Genomic DNA, 15,661 nt, shown 5'->3' on the forward strand with positions numbered 1-15,661 from the left:
TTGGAGACGTGAGAATGCTTCACCTGTCCGGCACGAAGGATTTGCCAAGCGAGGCCGGCGTGTTGATCAAGGTCGTGCGGCGATTATGCGAGATGATGACCAGCACGACAATAGTTGCAAGGTAAGGTAGTGCCGAAAGCAGTTGCGATGGCACCCCGATGCCGAAGGCCTGCGCGTGCAATTGGCCGATGGTGACGGCGCCGAACAGATAGCCGCCCGCCAGCACCCGCCATGGGCGCCACGAAGCGAAGACGACGAGCGCCAGCGCAATCCACCCGCGCCCGGCCGACATGTTTTCCACCCATTGCGGCGTATAGACCAGCGACAGCTGCGCACCGGCAAGCCCCGCACAGGCGCCGCCGAACATGACGGCGAGATAACGGGTGCGGATGACATTGATGCCGAGCGCATGGGCTGAAGCGTGACTGTCGCCGATGGCGCGGATTTTCAGGCCCGTCCGGCTCTTGAACAGAAACCAGCCGATGCCGGAGACAAGCGCGATGGAGAGGTAGAAGATCAAATCCTGCCGGAACAACAACGGACCGAAGAAGGGAATGTCCGATAGCAGCGGAAAGACGATGGGCTGCAGTTTCACACCCGGCAGGCCGACGAAACTTTCACCCAGCATACCCGAGACGCCGAGGCCGAGAATGGTGAGCGCAAGGCCCGTCGCCACCTGATTGGTAACGAGCGTCAGCGTCAGGAAACCGAAGAGCAGCGAGAAAACCGCACCCGAGGCAATGCCGGCCAGAATGCCGATATAGGGAGACCCGGTCATATGCGCGGCCGCGAAAGCACAGACCGCACCCATGATCATCATACCCTCGACACCGAGATTGAGGACACCGGAGCGCTCCGTCACCAGCTCGCCCGAAGCGGCGATGACGAGCGGCGTGGCGGCGGTGATGACGGTGAGGAGAATGGCCTGAAGCATATCCATCATGCCGCTCCTTCTTTACGATGCGCCTTGCCGGAAAAGACGACCCTGATGCGATAGAAAATCAGCGTATCGCAGGACAGCACGAAGAACAGCATCAGCCCTTGAAACACGCGCGTCACCTTATCGGAGACGCCAATCGACAGCTGCGCCGCCTCGCCGCCCAGATAGGTCAGCGCCAGCACCAGCCCGGAAAGGATGATGCCGAGCGGATTGAGACGGCCGAGAAAGGCGACGATGATGGCGGTAAAGCCGTAACCCGGCGAAATGCTGGGCTGGAGATGGCCAATGGAACCGGAAGCCTCCGATATGCCCGCAAGCCCCGCCAGCGCACCGGAGAGCAGCAGCGAAAACCACACCATGCGGCTGGAGGAAAAACCGGCAAAGCGCCCTGCCCGCGCCGATTGGCCGAGCACGGTGACCTCGAAGCCCTTCAGCATGTAGCGCATCATGAACCACAGCGCGATGGCCGCGACGATGGCGAAAACGAAGCCCCAATGCGCACGGCCCGATGCCAGCATTTCCGGCAGAACGGCGCTGTCGTTGAACGGCTTGGTCTGCGGGAAGTTGTAACCGCCCGGATCGCGCCAGATGCCGCGCGTCAGCCAGTCGAGGAAAAGCTGCGCGACATAGACCAGCATCAGGCTGACGAGGATTTCGTTGGTGTTGAACTTCGTCTTCAAAAGTGCGGGAATACCGGCATAAAGCGCGCCGCCCACGGCGCCCATCACCAGCATCAAAGGCAAAAGCAGCGGCGAATGCCAGTCGGGATAAAGCACCGGCAGAATGGAGCCGGTGATCGCGCCGATGGTGAACTGCCCCTCCGCGCCGATGTTCCAGTTATTGGAGCGATAACAGATCGACAGGCCGACCCCGATCAGGATCAGCGGCGCCGCCTTGATCGCCAGCTCGTGCAGCGACCAGACTTCCAGCAGCGGCTCGACGAAAAAGGCGTAAAGCGCGTGAGCCGGATTTTTGCCGAGCATGGCGAACATGACCGCGCCGACAAGCAGCGTCAGCGTGAGCGCCAGAAGCGGAGAAAGCAGGGTGAAAAGCTTCGAAACCCCCGCGCGTTTTTCAAGCTCAATGCGCATGCTGGGCGGCTCCCGAATGTGACGTGTGAATGCCGCCCATCAAAAGGCCGATCTTTTCAAGCGTCATCTCCTCCACCGGATGGGTATCGGAGAGCTTGCCGTCGGAAATGACCGCGATATTGGTGGCGACTTCGAATATTTCATCGAGATCCTGGCTGATGACGATGACGGCCGAACCCGCTTTGGCAAGATCGACAAGCGCCTGGCGAATGCGGCTTGCCGCACCCGCATCCACGCCCCAGGTCGGCTGATTGACAACCAGCACGGCAGGCTGGCGGTCAAGCTCGCGCCCGACGATGAATTTCTGCAGGTTGCCGCCGGATAGCGACCCGGCCAGCGGATCGGCCCCGCTTTTGCGCACATCCATGGTTTCCGAAATACGCCGCGCCGCCGCCTTAATGACTGAGCCACGCACGATGCGCAGGAAACCGCCGGTCAGAAACGCCTTGCGGTCGGAGCGCGCCCGCGCCAGCAGCAGATTGTCGGAAAGGCTCATGCCGGGAACGGCGGCGTGGCCATGGCGCTCTTCCGGCACAAAACCCGCGCCCATCAGCCGGCGACCATTGATGCCGATACGGCCGACCGGCTTGCCCCGCAGATGGATCGCATCGTTATTATAGACCGGATATTCGCCGGAAAGCGCATCGAACAGCTCGCCCTGCCCGTTTCCGGCAACGCCGGCAATCGCCAGCACCTCGCCGGCGCGCACAGTCATGGAAATCGACTTCAGCGCCACGGCAAAAGGCGTGCGCGGCGCGACCGAAAGCCCCATGACCTCGATCTGCGGCGCACCCAGCGCCTCGCCCGTGGCCCGCGAAACGCTTGCGACATCGCTGCCCACCATCATGCGCGCCAGCGATGCAGGCGTTTCCCTGCGCGGATCGCAGGCGCCCGTCACCTTGCCGTGACGCAGAACGGTGGCGCGGTCGCAGATGCGCTGCACCTCTTCGAGACGATGGCTGATATAAAGCACGGAACGGCCTTCGGCTTTCAGCTTCTCCAGCGTCTCGAACAGCTTGTCGGCCTCCTGCGGCGTCAGCACCGAGGTCGGCTCGTCAAGAATGATCAGGCGCGGATTCTGTAGAAGCGCTCGGACGATTTCGATGCGCTGGCGCTCGCCGACCGAAAGATCGGCCACATGCGCATTGGGATCGAGCGGCAGACCATAGGCGCGCGACAGTTTTTCCGCTTGCCCGGCGATTTCCTTCAATGAAATTTTCGGATCGAGCGACAGGGCGATGTTTTCAGCAACCGTCAGCGCCTCGAACAGCGAAAAATGCTGGAACACCATGCCGATGCCGAGCCGGCGGGCCTCACTGGGTGAGCCTACGGAAACCGGCTGGCCCTGCCAGATGATATCGCCCTCGGTCGGTGCGAGAACGCCGAACAGCATCTTGACGAGCGTGGATTTGCCCGCGCCGTTTTCACCCAGAAGCGCGTGGATTTCGCCCCGCGCAATATCGAGATCGATGCCGTTGCAGGCGGCGAAATTGCCGAACAGCTTGGTCAGCTTGCGAACGGACAGGAGAGGCACGGCCTCCGGCGCCAAAGTTCCAGTCACGAGTTCCCTCTCTCACCAACCGTCATGCCTTCTTCGAGGCGTTTCAAACGGTTGCGGTCATTGTTCCCAATCCCGCACCAAAAAGTATGCAATGATACGCGATCAGAACTTATTGATAACGGTTTTGCTGCTGCGCACAACTGAAAAAGAAGCCGCTTAAATGCAATTTGCACAAGCAATAAACGGCTTTACCCTTTTTTCATTTCGCGCCGAGCGAGGGGAAAAACTGCAATATTCCACCGATGCAATAAAGATAGATGCCGCTCGCCACGAAGCCGATCACGGCCCAGGTCGGGGTTTCGAAATGCATCAGCAGCGAATAACCGCCAAGCGCGCACCAGATGAAGACCACGGCGAGATTGAGCGGCCGCAATCGCTTCACCCGCACTGGATGCAGGAAGTTGATCGGCAGGAATGTCAAAAACACCGAAACGGTAACGACAATCATCGCCGTGGTGGCGCTGGCGTCCATGACGAACAGGGTGAACACCACCATGTTCCACACTACCGGAAAGCCGGAGAAGAAATATTCGTCCGTCTTCATGCCCATGTCGGCATAATAAATGGCGCTCGACACCACGATCATGCCGGCGGCCACGAAGGACAGCGGCTCGCCGATCATGCCCTTCTGATAAAGCGCAAAGGCGGGCAGCAGCACATAGGTAACATAGTCGATGATATTATCGAGCGTATCGCCAGACCAGTTGGGCAGCACTTCCTTAACCCTGACCTTGCGGGCGATGGGACCGTCGATGCCATCCACCAGAAGCGCAAGCCCCAGCCACCAGAACATGTCGACGAAACGGTGTTCGGCTGCGGCGACCACGCCGAGAAAAGCCAGGAACGAGCCGGAGGCCGTGAGCATATGGACGGAAAAGGCGCGGATTTCCGCGTAGGGAACACGCTTATAGTTGAAAATTTTCATAGTCAGCGTCTGTGCCCCGTTTTTTCATCCGCCTGTTCATTCCGGTATGCGGCCATTCACCACGCTTTGCAACCGGCTCAATCCGCTTATCCTAAGACTAATATCGCGGCACAACCAACGAATCTTCACAACCGGATGTTCCGGGACCGAAGTGGATTTACCCGACCAAAGCCTTTATGATGCTTTGGAAATAACAACGGATCAGGACCATGAGACACTTCGATATCGCCATCACCGGTGCGGGACTTGCGGGCCAGATCGCGGCCATCGCGCTGGCGCGGGCGGGCCGCCACGTGGCGCTCGTTGCACCTTCCAGCGACAGGAGGGACCAGCGCACCACGGCGCTGATGGACCAGTCCATCCGCTTCATGGACCGTCTCGGCCTGTGGTCGCGCATCGCGCCGTCAGCCGCACGCCTTTCCACCATGCAGATCATCGACGGCACCGACCGCCTGCTGCGTGCACCCACCGTGCAGTTCCGTTCGTCCGAAATCGGGCTGGACGCCTTCGGCTGGAACATCCCCAACGAGGCGCTGCTCGGCGTTCTGAGCGAAGCGGTCGAACAGGAACACAATATTACCCGCCTCGATGCCACCGCCGAGACAATCGACATTGGCAAGGACCGCGTGACGGTGATGCTTGCAAATGGCGAAACGCTCTCCGCCGATTTCGTCATCGGCGCGGATGGCCGCAAATCCATTGTGCGGGATGCTGCCGGCATCGGCGTCAAATCCTGGTCCTATCCGCAGACGGCCATTGTTTTGAACTTCAGCCATAGCCGGTCGCATGGCAATGTCTCGACGGAATTCCACACCCCCACCGGCCCTTTCACCCAGGTTCCCCTGCCCGGCAACCGATCCAGCCTCGTCTGGGTCGTCACCCCGCAACAGGCGGAGGAATTGACGGCGCTGCCGCTGGAAGCGCTCAGCCTCCGGGTCGAGGAGCGCATGCAATCCATGCTGGGAGCCGTCACCGTCGAGGACAGCGTGCAGGCATGGCCGCTCTCGTCCATGACCGCCCATCGCTTCGGCAAGGGCCGCGTCGCCCTGATCGGCGAGGCCGCACATGGTTTTCCGCCCATCGGCGCGCAGGGGCTGAACCTCAGCCTGCGCGACATCATCGCGCTGACGGAATTGCTGAGCGCCGTCTCCGACCGGCCGATTGCGGCCGATGCCGGCAGCAGCTTCGACCGCAGGCGGCGGGCGGATGTCTATAGCCGCACGCTGAGCGTCGATCTTCTGAACCGCTCTCTGCTTTCCGACCTCCTGCCGGTTCAGATGGCGCGCGCGGCGGGCCTGCACGTGCTTTCCGGCATCGGCACGCTTAGAAGCATGGTGATGCGCGAGGGCATCGAACCGGGCCGTGGGCTGAAGGCCCTGCCCTCGCTGCTGTTCGGCAGCTTCAAAAAGGCTGGATGAAATACACCACGCCGGTCAGCGTGAGGACCGAAAGCACCGTAGAAATCAGGATCGTTGCCGACGCCCGCTCCTGCCAGACGTGATATTGCTGGCCGATGACGAAAACATTCGTCGCGGTCGGCAGCGCGGCCAAAAGAACGGCCGAATAGATCCACACCGGCTCGAACCGCCCGAGCGACGAGAGCACGAGATAAGCGGCGAGCGGATGCAGGATCAGCTTTGCCGGCACGATATAGCTGATTTCCACCGGCACCCGTTTCATCGGCCGAAGCGCCAGCGTCACGCCCATGGCAAACAATGCGCAGGGCGCCGCCGATTGCGCCAGATAATCCACCAGCCGCTGTACCGCCTCCGGCGGCTGCCATGACAGCGACGCGGCGAGAAAGCCGGCGATGACGGAGACGATGAAGGGATGGGTGATGACCTTGCGCGCCACATCCAGCGCAAGCCTTGCCGGAGAGCGCTTGTCACCGCCCGCAACCGCCATCATCGCCGGGGCGACGATGAAATGGGCGGCGTTTTCCAGACAGACGATCAACGCCACCGGCACCGCCGCCTTTTCGCCAAGCGCCAGAAGCGCAAGCCCCGGCCCCATATAGCCGATATTGCCGTAGCTTGCCGCGAAACTCTGGATCGTGGTTTCGGCAAGGCTGTTTTTCCGCACGAACCGGCCGATCAGGAACACAGCCAAGAAAATACCATAGGTGCAGGCGAGACTGGCCGCGACGAAATCCATCCGCGCCAGTTCTTCCACCGGCGTTTTCGACACCAGCTTGAAAAACAACGCCGGAAGCGCCGCATAGATGATGAAGGTGTTCAGCCAGCCCATCGCCTCGACCGGCTGCTTCGTGATGCGCGCCGCCCCGTAGCCGATGAAGATCAGGCCGAAAAACGGTAACAGCAATCCGACGATATCCGTCACTATGTTTCCCCCGCAAGCAACTCCAGCGGGAGGCTTAGCCGATTTGCATCAGGATCGGAAAGGTCTCCTGGAACCAGATCGCCACATTGGTGATAAAACCGGACATGAAAGCGAGACCGGTCAGCACCAGCAATACGCCGAGCAGCTTTTCCACGAGGCCGAGATGGCGGCGGAAGCGGACGAGGAAACGCATGAAGGAGCCGGAAAACGCCGCCGCGATCCAGAACGGCACCGCAAGGCCAAGAGAATAGACCGCAAGCAGCGCCGCACCGTCGCCAACCGTATCGCGCGCAGCGGCGACGCCGAGAATAGCCCCCAGAACCGGGCCAATGCAGGGCGTCCAGCCGAATGCGAAAGCAAGACCCATGACATAGGCCCCGGACAGCGTGGCAGGCTTGCCCGCCCCCTGAAACCGCGCCTCGCGCGAAAACAGGCCAATGCGAAACACGCCGAGGAAATTCAGACCCATCAGAATGATGATGAAACCGCCGATCTTGGCGAGAATATCGAGATTCTGGCGCAGAAGCGTACCGATCGTCGAGGCGCCGGCCCCCAGCGCCACGAAGACCGTGGCGAAACCGAGCGTGAAGAAGAAGGCCGAAAACAGCACGGCCCTGCGAATCTCCGGCCGCGGCGCTGTATCTTCCGTCCTGAACTGCTCGACCGAAACACCCGCCATATAACAGAGATAAGGCGGCACCAGCGGCAGAACGCAGGGCGACAGAAACGAAAGAGCGCCGGCCAGAAGCGCGCTGAACAGGGAAATATCGGCAATCGACAAGAAAGAACTCCGCATTCCGCAAAGCCGCCGCGATTCTTAAGCTTCGCCGGCACTTCACGCTTCATTTTCGTGCATGTCATTGCTGCAAAAGGATTTCACCCGTCCGGCCGACATGTCTGAAGCCGGTTTTATCCCCAGCCGCCCCCTCTCTCCAATCACCTTTTCGGGGGTGCGACAAAAAAAACCGGATTGATTGTCGAAACCGCTTTTTTTGGGTTGACCGAACGGATCGCTCTACATATGTTCCGCGCACTTCCGAAGGGCAGCCAAGCCCCGACACGGGAGAGCGTAGCTCAGCCGGTAGAGCAACTGACTTTTAATCAGTAGGTCCAGGGTTCGAATCCCTGCGCTCTCACCACCTTCAAATACAATTTTCAGATATTTCACAAAGAGTTAGCGCCGAAGGTGGCCGAACTCAGGCGGTAATGGAAAAGATTCGGCCGCAGTCTCCGAGCGCAAAATAACGATATCCACCGCAAGCCCGGGTTTCAGAACAACCACTGCAATAAGGGGCACGGCTCGGCGCTAACGCCCCGGCATGACCGGGCAATCGTTTCAATCGCTCGAGATATTTCCTCAGGCCGAAATCTCAGTCAGTATTCACGCAAATCCAATCAGGATATCACTTGCGCGCGGCAGTACGGCGGCAGCGCCAGTTCCAGTCTCTTGGCTCGCCCGTGTCCATGTGGACCGATTCGGTGTGGCAATAGGTGCCGACGCCACCGCGTTCCGGCAGGGAACGTAGATAGGTGGCAAGCTCCCATTTGGAGACGCCCTTGATCTGGATGTCGGCGGCATCGCAGGTGTAGTGCTTGGAACCCTGCCTTATGCCCTTTGGCGGACGATAGCCCGAGGTGACGATCGCCGGGCTGTTATAGTGGCGCTCCACATCCTTGATCATCCGCATCAGTTCCGGCTTGAAACAGCCGACTTCGACCCGGTCCGTCTGCAGGAAAAGCCCGTTCGGGGCGACGCGGGTGAGGCCGGAGAGCGAGGCTAGCTTCATCAGGCCGGTCGGCTGGTCATCCTCTTCATCGAGATGGGCGTCGTCGAATTCGTCTGACATCATCGAGCGGCCGGAAAGGGCAATGCCCATCGTCCCGTCCGAAACGCCGGGCAATGCGGCGACCTGCGTATTGCCGGCCGTGCCGCTTTCAATCATTTTCGGCAGGCGCTTTTTGGCCGCACCGGCGAAAAATGCCGCAAGCGTCACGCCCTTACCCTCGCTTTCCTGCCCCTCGCCCGCCGCCCTGGCGTCCACGGCTGGTTGCGCGGTAACGGCCGCGAGCTGTTCCGATGCCGACTGCGGCACGGGTACGGATGCCGGCTGACGATTTTCGCTGTGCTGCTCCGCCGGCACCTGTGCGGCTGGCGGGACCTGAGCCGGCGCTGCCACCGGTTGCGGCTGCGCCGCCGGCACCGGCGCCGAATAAACGCTGCTGACGGCAGGAACGATTCTCTGGGTAGGAGCGCCCGCAGCGGCGGCCGTGCCCGACGCCCCTGCGGTAACGGCGGGCGCTGCTGCTGCGGATGCGGTGGAATAAATGCTTGTCGTTCCTGCGGAAATCGCCGTTGGCTGCGTCGTCAATCCGCCGATATCCGGGGCAGCGCCATAGGCCTGCGCCGGGCCGCCCGATGCCTGCGGCTGGGCTGGTGCGGCCGCTCCGGCCGCCGATGCCACGGCCGGATCCACGTAGTGTCCCTGTTGCGCACCGGCCGCAGCAGTTGAAGCGGCGGTCTGCGGCTTCTGTTGTGCGGAAATTTCCGGCTTTTTGGTCGCGGCGGCCATCTCTTCGTCGGTCACTGCCGAAACGCATCCGGAAAGCCCGAGCAGCGAAACCGCGATGACGAGACGCTGACGGACCAGACGTCCTTTCGCGCTCTCGACAGTTGTCATGGGTGGCCTCCGTATCTTGCATTTCCAACAGCAGCACGGGAACGGGCGCGTGTGCTTCCCCAAAACGGGACTGGCCGTTTTGATTCGCGGACTATGCCTCATCCCCTCGGGACAAGGCAAGAGCACCCGAAAACGCCGCTGCTCACCGGAAAATCCCTACCAGGAACCGGTATTCTGCATAGATATCCACGGTTCGGCTGGTGCGAGGCTTTCGCCCTTCTGCAAAATTTCGAAGGAAATGCCATCCGGCGAGCGCACGAAGGCCATGTGCCCATCACGCGGCGGCCGGTTGATGACGATGCCGTTCTGCTGAAGCCGGGCGCAGAAATCGTAGATATTGTCGACCTCGTAAGCCAGATGGCCGAAGTTGCGGCCGCCGGTGTAATCCTCGGTATCCCAGTTATAGGTGAGTTCGAGGCACGGCGCCTTGTTTTCCTTCGCCGCAGCAATGTCGTCGCGCGCCGCAAGAAACACCAGAGTGAATCGGCCTTTTTCGTTCTCGATTCGGCGTATTTCCTCAAGACCCAGCAGGTCGCTGTAGAATTTCAGTGATTCGCCAAGGTCTTTGACGCGAACCATTGTGTGCAGATACCGCATTTTCTTCCTCTCCATTACACGGGTCCGGAGCCGTTAAACGCATGATGGCAAGCCCCGGACAAGGACGGCGACATAAAAGCAGCTGCGTAAATCAAAAACTAGGGCTTGCGTGAAACCGTTACCAAGATGTTAATCTGGCGCACAGGAATCAGTTGACCGGTGTATGGCGCGTAATCGAGGGGTTGGCAGGATATGGCTGATAGGATGTCATCGAAAACGATAGTCGATGTCGAGGACCTTTCGGGCGATGCCGTGGACCTGACCGAAATTACCGGCGTCGTGAAGTGGTTCGATGTCGCCAAGGGTTTCGGCTTCATCGTGCCCGACAACGGCACGCAGGATGTGCTGCTGCACGTCTCCTGCCTGCGCCGCGACGGTTACCAGACAATTCTTGAAGGCACGCGCATCGTCGCCCTCATCCAGCGGCGCGACCGCGGTTTCCAGGCCTTCCGCATCCTGTCCATGGACCAGTCGACCGCCGTTCACCCCTCGCAGCTGCCGCCGGTGCGAACCCATGTGCAGGTAACGCCTTCGAGCGGGCTTGAGCGCGCCATCGTCAAGTGGTTCAACCGCACAAAGGGTTTCGGCTTCCTGACGCGCGGCGAAGGAACGGAAGATATTTTCGTGCATATGGAAACCCTGCGCCGTTTCGGCCTGACGGAGCTTCGCCCAGGCCAGGTGGTGCTGGTACGTTACGGCGATGGCGACAAGGGCCTGATGGCGGCGGAAATTCACCCCGACAACCCGGTTTCCATCGGGATGTCGCATTGATGCCCGCCCTGCCCCATATGGTGAAAAGCGCCGTTATGGCGCTTCTTTTTTTCACGCTGGCCGCCGCCGCCCAGGCTCAGCAACAGCAGACATTCACCTCCGAACCGCTGCAGATTGAAACCGCCGGGGGAAAGAGCCACGCTTTCACTGCCGAACTGGCGCTGAACAACGCCCAGCGCGAACAAGGCCTGATGTTTCGCAAGAGCATGCCGCTTGAAAACGGCATGCTGTTCGACTTTGGTGAGCCACGTGACGTCGCTATGTGGATGCGGAACACGCTTATTCCGCTCGACATGCTTTTCATTGGCCGTGACGGCCGCATTACCCATATTCACGAAAACGCGGTTCCGCATTCGGAAGCGATCATCAGCTCCCGCGGGCCAGTAAAATTTGTGCTTGAACTGAATGGCGGCACTGCGAAGCGCTATGGCATCAAGCCGGGCGATATGGTTCGCAGCGCGCAAATCGGCAACCGGAAATGACGTTGCCGCGTTATTGCGTCTGAAGGAGCCGGACGAGGTTTCGTCCGGCTGGCGCAATATTCAGTAGACCGGCTCGATATGGCTCAGAATCCTGCAATTGGAAATGGAAGCGGCAAGGTTGATGGCGATGTCGATCGCCTCGACCGAATCGGCCGTGCCTTCCAGATAGATCACATCATTTTCGACGGTTGCGGAAATGCGCGACTTCTCGAGACCAGATTCGAAAGCCAGAGCCGATGTGATTGCCTGGCATACGCCGGCCATGCGGTCTCCGAAGAAGCTTTCCTGAATGCCTGACAAATTGAACATATGCGTTCTCCTTCTTATGGACATAACAACGCCCTGAGGGCGGTTTTGTTCATCTCCGGTTCATCTATTTGTTCATCTTCCATTCATCTTGGAAAATTGGAACCCCCTGATCGATCACATTTTAGGTGATCGGGAACCATTTCGTGAGGCGGGCATTTCGCGCATGGGAGTGTGAAAGGCCTTCAAGGCAGGTAAAACAGGGAGGAGAATGACATGCTGATTAACAGAACGGAGCCGTGTCACCACGCCTCGTGGATGAAGCCGGTGGCAATCCACCTGCCGCTGTGCGTAGCCGTGGAAATCTACAGCCCGCTGGTGGCGCTGGACATGCTGATGTATCGTTGGCCCGAGGAACACGGGCCGGAATATGAAGAGGCGCGCAGGAACTGCCTCGATGCCATCGCCGGCAGATGCGACATCGAGAAAGCACGGGAATCGTTTCTCATAGCAAGCAGTCATGCCCATATCCTGAACGTCCACTAAAATTCATCGACCGTCATGACGATTGGGCCCTTCCATGCGGAGGGCTTTTTCTCTTGCGCGCGGCCTCTGCGACGCCTCCATGCACGGCGCAGCCTGCACACCGGCCGATGATGACATGTAACTGTCACGCAAACGTTATAATCGGCAGAGACGAATTCCATGGAATCGATTGGCGCGCAGACCGCCAAAAGCTTGGGAGTGGAACTGGCCAGCATGGAAACTGTCTTTGCCCTTTGCGCAATTCTGCTCCTCGGCTTCAATCTTCTCGGCATCGTTCTGGCCGGCTGGCGACTGACGAGACGGGACGCGGAAAACGATCTTGTCCGGCAAAAGCCGCCTGTCTCGCTTGTGGTGCCGCTGCGCGGCGTGGAGAACTTCACGCCCCTGACGCTGTCGCGCGCCTTCGAGCTCAACTGGCCCGATTATGAGCTGCTGTTCTGCGTCGCCGATGAATTCGATCCGGTGATAGAGGAGGTTCGCAAAGCGCAAGCCGCCTTCCCCTCGGTTTCCATGCAGTTGCTCATTGGCGATGACCGCATCAGCGCCAATCCGAAACTGAACAATTGCGTCAAGGGCTGGCGGGCCGCCCGGCATGAGTGGGTGATTCTGGCCGATTCGAACGTGCTGATGCCAAAATCCTATATTGCGACCATGATGTCGGCCTGGCGGCAGGATAGCGGGCTCGTCTGCTCGCCGCCGCTTGGCTCCCGGCCTGCGGGTTTCTGGGCGCATGTGGAATGCGCCTTCCTCAACGGCTCGCAGGGCCGCTGGCAATATGCGGCGGAAGCCATCGGCATGGGTTTCGCACAGGGCAAGTCGATGTTGTGGAACAAGCCGTTTCTGGAAGACAATGGCGGCATTCGCGCACTGGCCGCTGAAATCGCCGAAGACGCCGCTTCGACGAAGCTGGTGCGAAGCGCCGGCCGCAAGGTGCATCTGGTCTGCGCCCCCTTCGAACAGCCTCTCGGCCAGCGCCATGCCGGCGAGATCTGGTCGCGCCAGACCCGCTGGGCGCGGCTGCGACGCGTGACCTTCCCGCAATATTTCGCGCCGGAAATCCTCACCGGCGCGCTTCCCCCGCTTGTCTTCGCGCTCGCCGCCGCCGTCATGATGGATGTAAACCTCGCCGCAACCGCCTTTGCCGTCCTCGCCCTCATGTATGTGCCGGAACTTGCGCTTGCAGCCCTCAACCGCTGGCCGGTATCGCTCCATACGCTGCCGGCGATGATCGCCCGGGACATAATCATGCCCGTCGTCTGGGCGCGAAGCTGGATCGGCAGCGCGGTGGCATGGCGCGGCAATGTCATGACGATCGGCACGGCAGAGAGCACCCTGGCCGGTCCGTCCGCGGAATAAATAAGAGCTATTTGAAAGAAGTTACGCCCGAAAGCTGATGTTTTGCTTTAAAATGGTCGGAGTGGAGAGATTCGAACTCCCGACCCTCTGGTCCCAAACCAGATGCGCTACCAGACTGCGCTACACTCCGCCGAGGCGATGGCTGGGGAATACACGGTTCACCCGCAGTCCGCAACAGGGAAATTCATCTTTGTTCAGCCACGACCCCGATGAGCAAAACGTAACCTCGAAGCGGCGGCGCAGGATCGGACGGCAAGGGGATAATCGTCTTGACTCTCACCTGAAGTCAGTCCATTTCAAATTCAACGTTCCTGACACGATTTGGTTATTCTATTCAGGTACGTGATGAATAATTCGGGGCGTTTCGCCCCGCTGTCCAACCGGAGCAGTTTCGACATGTCTGCGAAGATTTACCGCCCTGCAAAAACCGCCATGCAATCCGGCAAGGCGAAGACCAATGTCTGGGTTCTGGAATTCGACGCCGAGGTTCCGCGCAAGATCGATCCGATCATGGGCTACACCTCCAGTTCCGACATGAAGCAGCAGCTCAAGCTGACATTCGAGACGCAGGAACAGGCAGAAGCCTATGCCCAGCGCAAGGGCATCGAATACCGCGTCATCCAGCCGAAGGAAGCAACCCGCAAGGTGGTTTCCTACACCGACAATTTCCGTTTCAACCGCACCCAGCCCTGGACGCACTGAAACACGACGATCAAAGTTTTTGCCGGAGCATCGATTGCCCGGCATGACGGCCCCTTAGCTCAACTGGATAGAGCAACTGCCTTCTAAGCAGTAGGTCGCAGGTTCGAGTCCTGCAGGGGTCGCCATCTTTTCTGCAACGCCAGATACGTCCGGAATATCTCAAGGACCCCGAAACTCAGCGTCTGGCGCCTCTGGACTCATTCGGTTTGCAATAAGCCCCTCATCAGGAGGTCCGACACCTGTCGCAAGGGTGAGGATCAGCTACGCTTCGCTAACAGATTTGGCGCGGCTGCCACAGCCAGTCCCAATGCGGCGGAGATGAAGCCGATAAAGTCGGAGATCGTTTTCAGCTCACCTTCGAAACCCATCCCCTGCAGCAATAGGCTTGTTCCGTAAAATAGGGGCAAGACGAACCCAAAGACAGTTATCAGGAATAACGCAACTCTCTGGACAGCCAGCGTCGTCGGACGCGTTGGTTCCCACCGAAGCAGCAGGATGATGACGGCCAGAGCAGAAATGCTCAAGAAAGCGTCGATCACCAACTGAGCGTTCACGTTTATCAGGCTGTCATTCGTCCAGAAGTTTATTCCGGAGACAGATACGAGAAGAAAAAACACGATCGAAACCACGATCGCCTCTGTCTTGCTGGACATGCCTGGGTCAAAGACGAGAGCTCCGCAGACGATGCCTACGGTCATGGACAACGGCAAGAGAAGCATTCGCCCCCATTCTCCCGTGTTCGTGTTTTTGGTCACACCGGATACGGTTGGGGCAATTGCGTCTAAGAACCACCAGCCAACCCCAACGCCTAACAGGCTAAGCACCATAAACGCGCCGAGACTTACCAAAACTCCCACTGCGATAGCGCAAACCGCCCGCCCCATTTTGTCCCCCCGACCGTGGCGCTAATGCTATGCCGAACAATACTGTGGAATCGATCAAGATTAAATGACCGTGCTGAGGCGGCTCTATTCAATAACCGACGATAACTGGCGGCATCAATTGTCGCAAAGCGCCCAGATGCAGGAGGTGACTACGCTTCCGGTCGTGCAGATTCGCGGTTCATGCGCTCTCGAAAGACGCGCCTACCCCTGCCCAATCAACGTGAAATACCCCCACACCGCCACAAAAAACGCAATGACAGCCGCAATCGTCAGAGCCTTCTTCGCTTTCGGCCCTAACGGTTCGCGTGGCTTCTTCGGCGGCACCGGTTTGCGGAACTTCACCACATTGTCGTTCATTCTATCTTCGTCCTGACTATCGCTGCTGAAAGCTCAGCCGCGTTTATGGCATCGATCTTCCCGGATTTATCTCTAGCAGACCAGAGCTATCATAAATATTACCAAGTTTTCACTTCACCCTTGGGGAAAGCTATGTCACTTCCCACAATCAGAGGAATACAACGGCGACAGATGGACGGACAAAC

17 protein-coding genes and 3 tRNA genes are annotated in these 15,661 nt (G+C 59.4%); 8 read left to right on the forward strand and 12 right to left on the reverse strand.

What is annotated here, in order from left to right:
• Window positions 1-19 precede the first annotated feature (19 nt).
• The 4 genes from RAC79_RS10985 to pcsA all read right to left on the reverse strand — a co-directional run bounded on the left by RAC79_RS10985 (window position 20) and on the right by pcsA (window position 4,517).
• A complete protein-coding gene (locus RAC79_RS10985) occupies window positions 20-940 on the reverse strand; it encodes an ABC transporter permease (RefSeq protein ID WP_161987886.1) in 921 nt (306 codons plus the stop codon).
• Window positions 940-2,031, reverse strand: coding sequence for an ABC transporter permease (locus RAC79_RS10990; RefSeq protein ID WP_003523441.1), 1,092 nt, complete (start codon window positions 2,029-2,031; stop codon window positions 940-942). The genes RAC79_RS10985 and RAC79_RS10990 overlap by 1 nt, the downstream gene beginning before the upstream one ends.
• The gene (locus tag RAC79_RS10995; RefSeq protein WP_174039314.1) at window positions 2,021-3,580 is read right to left on the reverse strand and encodes an ABC transporter ATP-binding protein; all 1,560 of its coding nucleotides are present in this window, start codon (window positions 3,578-3,580) and stop codon (window positions 2,021-2,023) included. Before RAC79_RS10995 ends, RAC79_RS10990 begins: the two co-directional genes overlap by 11 nt.
• Before the next feature lie 211 nt (window positions 3,581-3,791).
• Complete coding sequence (pcsA, locus tag RAC79_RS11000) at window positions 3,792-4,517, reverse strand: phosphatidylcholine synthase (protein ID WP_035263562.1); 726 nt, start codon at window positions 4,515-4,517, stop codon at window positions 3,792-3,794.
• Window positions 4,518-4,726: 209 nt separating this feature from the next.
• Here pcsA and RAC79_RS11005 point away from each other — a divergent pair, with 209 nt between their 5' ends.
• Window positions 4,727-5,935: a UbiH/UbiF family hydroxylase gene (locus RAC79_RS11005; RefSeq protein WP_174039296.1), complete on the forward strand. Its 1,209-nt coding sequence runs from the start codon at window positions 4,727-4,729 to the stop codon at window positions 5,933-5,935.
• Here RAC79_RS11005 and RAC79_RS11010 read toward each other — a convergent pair.
• On the reverse strand, window positions 5,919-6,857 hold the full coding sequence (locus tag RAC79_RS11010; protein ID WP_065655176.1) for an AEC family transporter: 939 nt from the start codon (window positions 6,855-6,857) through the stop codon (window positions 5,919-5,921). The genes RAC79_RS11005 and RAC79_RS11010 overlap by 17 nt on opposite strands.
• Window positions 6,858-6,891: 34 nt before the next feature.
• Window positions 6,892-7,638, reverse strand: coding sequence for a cytochrome c biogenesis CcdA family protein (locus RAC79_RS11015; protein WP_003523449.1), 747 nt, complete (start codon window positions 7,636-7,638; stop codon window positions 6,892-6,894).
• 282 nt (window positions 7,639-7,920) lie between these two features.
• On the opposite strand from RAC79_RS11015, the gene RAC79_RS11020 reads away from it, so the two are divergent.
• Window positions 7,921-7,996 (forward strand) — tRNA-Lys (locus RAC79_RS11020).
• Window positions 7,997-8,260: 264 nt separating this feature from the next.
• Here the strand turns inward: RAC79_RS11020 and RAC79_RS11025 are convergent.
• Window positions 8,261-9,535: a YcbK family protein gene (locus tag RAC79_RS11025; RefSeq protein ID WP_174039345.1), complete on the reverse strand. Its 1,275-nt coding sequence runs from the start codon at window positions 9,533-9,535 to the stop codon at window positions 8,261-8,263.
• Between the two features lie 156 nt (window positions 9,536-9,691).
• Window positions 9,692-10,132, reverse strand: coding sequence for a VOC family protein (locus RAC79_RS11030; RefSeq protein ID WP_065655178.1), 441 nt, complete (start codon window positions 10,130-10,132; stop codon window positions 9,692-9,694).
• Window positions 10,133-10,324: 192 nt separating this feature from the next.
• On the opposite strand from RAC79_RS11030, the gene RAC79_RS11035 reads away from it, so the two are divergent.
• Together RAC79_RS11035 and RAC79_RS11040 are read left to right on the forward strand one after the other, a co-directional pair.
• Window positions 10,325-10,903 (forward strand): cold-shock protein, encoded by a 579-nt coding sequence (locus tag RAC79_RS11035; protein WP_004442353.1) that lies wholly within the window; start codon window positions 10,325-10,327, stop codon window positions 10,901-10,903.
• Window positions 10,903-11,385, forward strand: coding sequence for a DUF192 domain-containing protein (locus tag RAC79_RS11040; RefSeq protein ID WP_065655179.1), 483 nt, complete (start codon window positions 10,903-10,905; stop codon window positions 11,383-11,385). The genes RAC79_RS11035 and RAC79_RS11040 overlap by 1 nt, the downstream gene beginning before the upstream one ends.
• Before the next feature lie 60 nt (window positions 11,386-11,445).
• Here the strand turns inward: RAC79_RS11040 and RAC79_RS11045 are convergent, their stop codons facing one another.
• Complete coding sequence (locus tag RAC79_RS11045) at window positions 11,446-11,694, reverse strand: BON domain-containing protein (RefSeq protein WP_003522642.1); 249 nt, start codon at window positions 11,692-11,694, stop codon at window positions 11,446-11,448.
• A gap of 213 nt (window positions 11,695-11,907) precedes the next feature.
• Here RAC79_RS11045 and RAC79_RS11050 point away from each other — a divergent pair, with 213 nt between their 5' ends.
• Window positions 11,908-12,177 carry a DUF982 domain-containing protein gene (locus RAC79_RS11050; protein WP_003522644.1) on the forward strand — a complete coding sequence of 90 codons (270 nt, stop codon included), beginning with the start codon at window positions 11,908-11,910 and terminating at the stop codon, window positions 12,175-12,177.
• A 213-nt stretch (window positions 12,178-12,390) separates the two neighbouring features.
• Window positions 12,391-13,533 (forward strand): ceramide glucosyltransferase, encoded by a 1,143-nt coding sequence (locus RAC79_RS11055; protein WP_174039381.1) that lies wholly within the window; start codon window positions 12,391-12,393, stop codon window positions 13,531-13,533.
• Window positions 13,534-13,586: 53 nt separating this feature from the next.
• Here RAC79_RS11055 and RAC79_RS11060 read toward each other — a convergent pair.
• A tRNA-Pro gene (locus tag RAC79_RS11060) sits at window positions 13,587-13,663 on the reverse strand.
• Window positions 13,664-13,929: 266 nt separating this feature from the next.
• On the opposite strand from RAC79_RS11060, the gene RAC79_RS11065 reads away from it, so the two are divergent.
• Both RAC79_RS11065 and RAC79_RS11070 read left to right on the forward strand, forming a co-directional pair.
• Window positions 13,930-14,235 (forward strand): ETC complex I subunit, encoded by a 306-nt coding sequence (locus RAC79_RS11065; RefSeq protein WP_003507982.1) that lies wholly within the window; start codon window positions 13,930-13,932, stop codon window positions 14,233-14,235.
• 48 nt (window positions 14,236-14,283) lie between these two features.
• Window positions 14,284-14,360: transfer RNA gene (locus RAC79_RS11070), tRNA-Arg, on the forward strand.
• A 132-nt stretch (window positions 14,361-14,492) separates the two neighbouring features.
• Here the strand turns inward: RAC79_RS11070 and RAC79_RS11075 are convergent.
• Both RAC79_RS11075 and RAC79_RS11080 read right to left on the reverse strand, forming a co-directional pair.
• The gene (locus RAC79_RS11075; protein ID WP_236774877.1) at window positions 14,493-14,954 is read right to left on the reverse strand and encodes a hypothetical protein; all 462 of its coding nucleotides are present in this window, start codon (window positions 14,952-14,954) and stop codon (window positions 14,493-14,495) included.
• A gap of 366 nt (window positions 14,955-15,320) precedes the next feature.
• The gene (locus RAC79_RS11080; RefSeq protein ID WP_174044532.1) at window positions 15,321-15,476 is read right to left on the reverse strand and encodes a hypothetical protein; all 156 of its coding nucleotides are present in this window, start codon (window positions 15,474-15,476) and stop codon (window positions 15,321-15,323) included.
• Window positions 15,477-15,661 lie beyond the last annotated feature (185 nt).

Origin of the sequence: Agrobacterium sp. LR_9 (genome assembly GCF_041954855.1) — a bacterium.
In the GTDB taxonomy this organism is placed as follows: domain Bacteria; phylum Pseudomonadota; class Alphaproteobacteria; order Rhizobiales; family Rhizobiaceae; genus Agrobacterium; species Agrobacterium leguminum.

Bases quoted from the DNA above. Each gene is read 5' to 3' on its own strand.
- RAC79_RS11055 (WP_174039381.1), top strand. From the start codon at position 12,391: ATGGAAACTGTCTTTGCCCTTTGCGCAATTCTGCTCCTCGGCTTCAAT.
- RAC79_RS11080 (WP_174044532.1), bottom strand. From the start codon at position 15,476: ATGAACGACAATGTGGTGAAGTTCCGCAAACCGGTGCCGCCGAAGAAG.
- RAC79_RS11075 (WP_236774877.1), bottom strand. From the start codon at position 14,954: ATGCTTCTCTTGCCGTTGTCCATGACCGTAGGCATCGTCTGCGGAGCT.
- RAC79_RS11035 (WP_004442353.1), top strand. From the start codon at position 10,325: ATGGCTGATAGGATGTCATCGAAAACGATAGTCGATGTCGAGGACCTT.
- RAC79_RS11050 (WP_003522644.1), top strand. From the start codon at position 11,908: ATGCTGATTAACAGAACGGAGCCGTGTCACCACGCCTCGTGGATGAAG.
- RAC79_RS11040 (WP_065655179.1), top strand. From the start codon at position 10,903: ATGCCCGCCCTGCCCCATATGGTGAAAAGCGCCGTTATGGCGCTTCTT.
- RAC79_RS10990 (WP_003523441.1), bottom strand. From the start codon at position 2,031: ATGCGCATTGAGCTTGAAAAACGCGCGGGGGTTTCGAAGCTTTTCACC.
- RAC79_RS11025 (WP_174039345.1), bottom strand. From the start codon at position 9,535: ATGACAACTGTCGAGAGCGCGAAAGGACGTCTGGTCCGTCAGCGTCTC.
- RAC79_RS11045 (WP_003522642.1), bottom strand. From the start codon at position 11,694: ATGTTCAATTTGTCAGGCATTCAGGAAAGCTTCTTCGGAGACCGCATG.
- RAC79_RS10985 (WP_161987886.1), bottom strand. From the start codon at position 940: ATGGATATGCTTCAGGCCATTCTCCTCACCGTCATCACCGCCGCCACG.
- RAC79_RS11030 (WP_065655178.1), bottom strand. From the start codon at position 10,132: ATGCGGTATCTGCACACAATGGTTCGCGTCAAAGACCTTGGCGAATCA.
- RAC79_RS11065 (WP_003507982.1), top strand. From the start codon at position 13,930: ATGTCTGCGAAGATTTACCGCCCTGCAAAAACCGCCATGCAATCCGGC.
- pcsA (WP_035263562.1), bottom strand. From the start codon at position 4,517: ATGAAAATTTTCAACTATAAGCGTGTTCCCTACGCGGAAATCCGCGCC.
- RAC79_RS11005 (WP_174039296.1), top strand. From the start codon at position 4,727: ATGAGACACTTCGATATCGCCATCACCGGTGCGGGACTTGCGGGCCAG.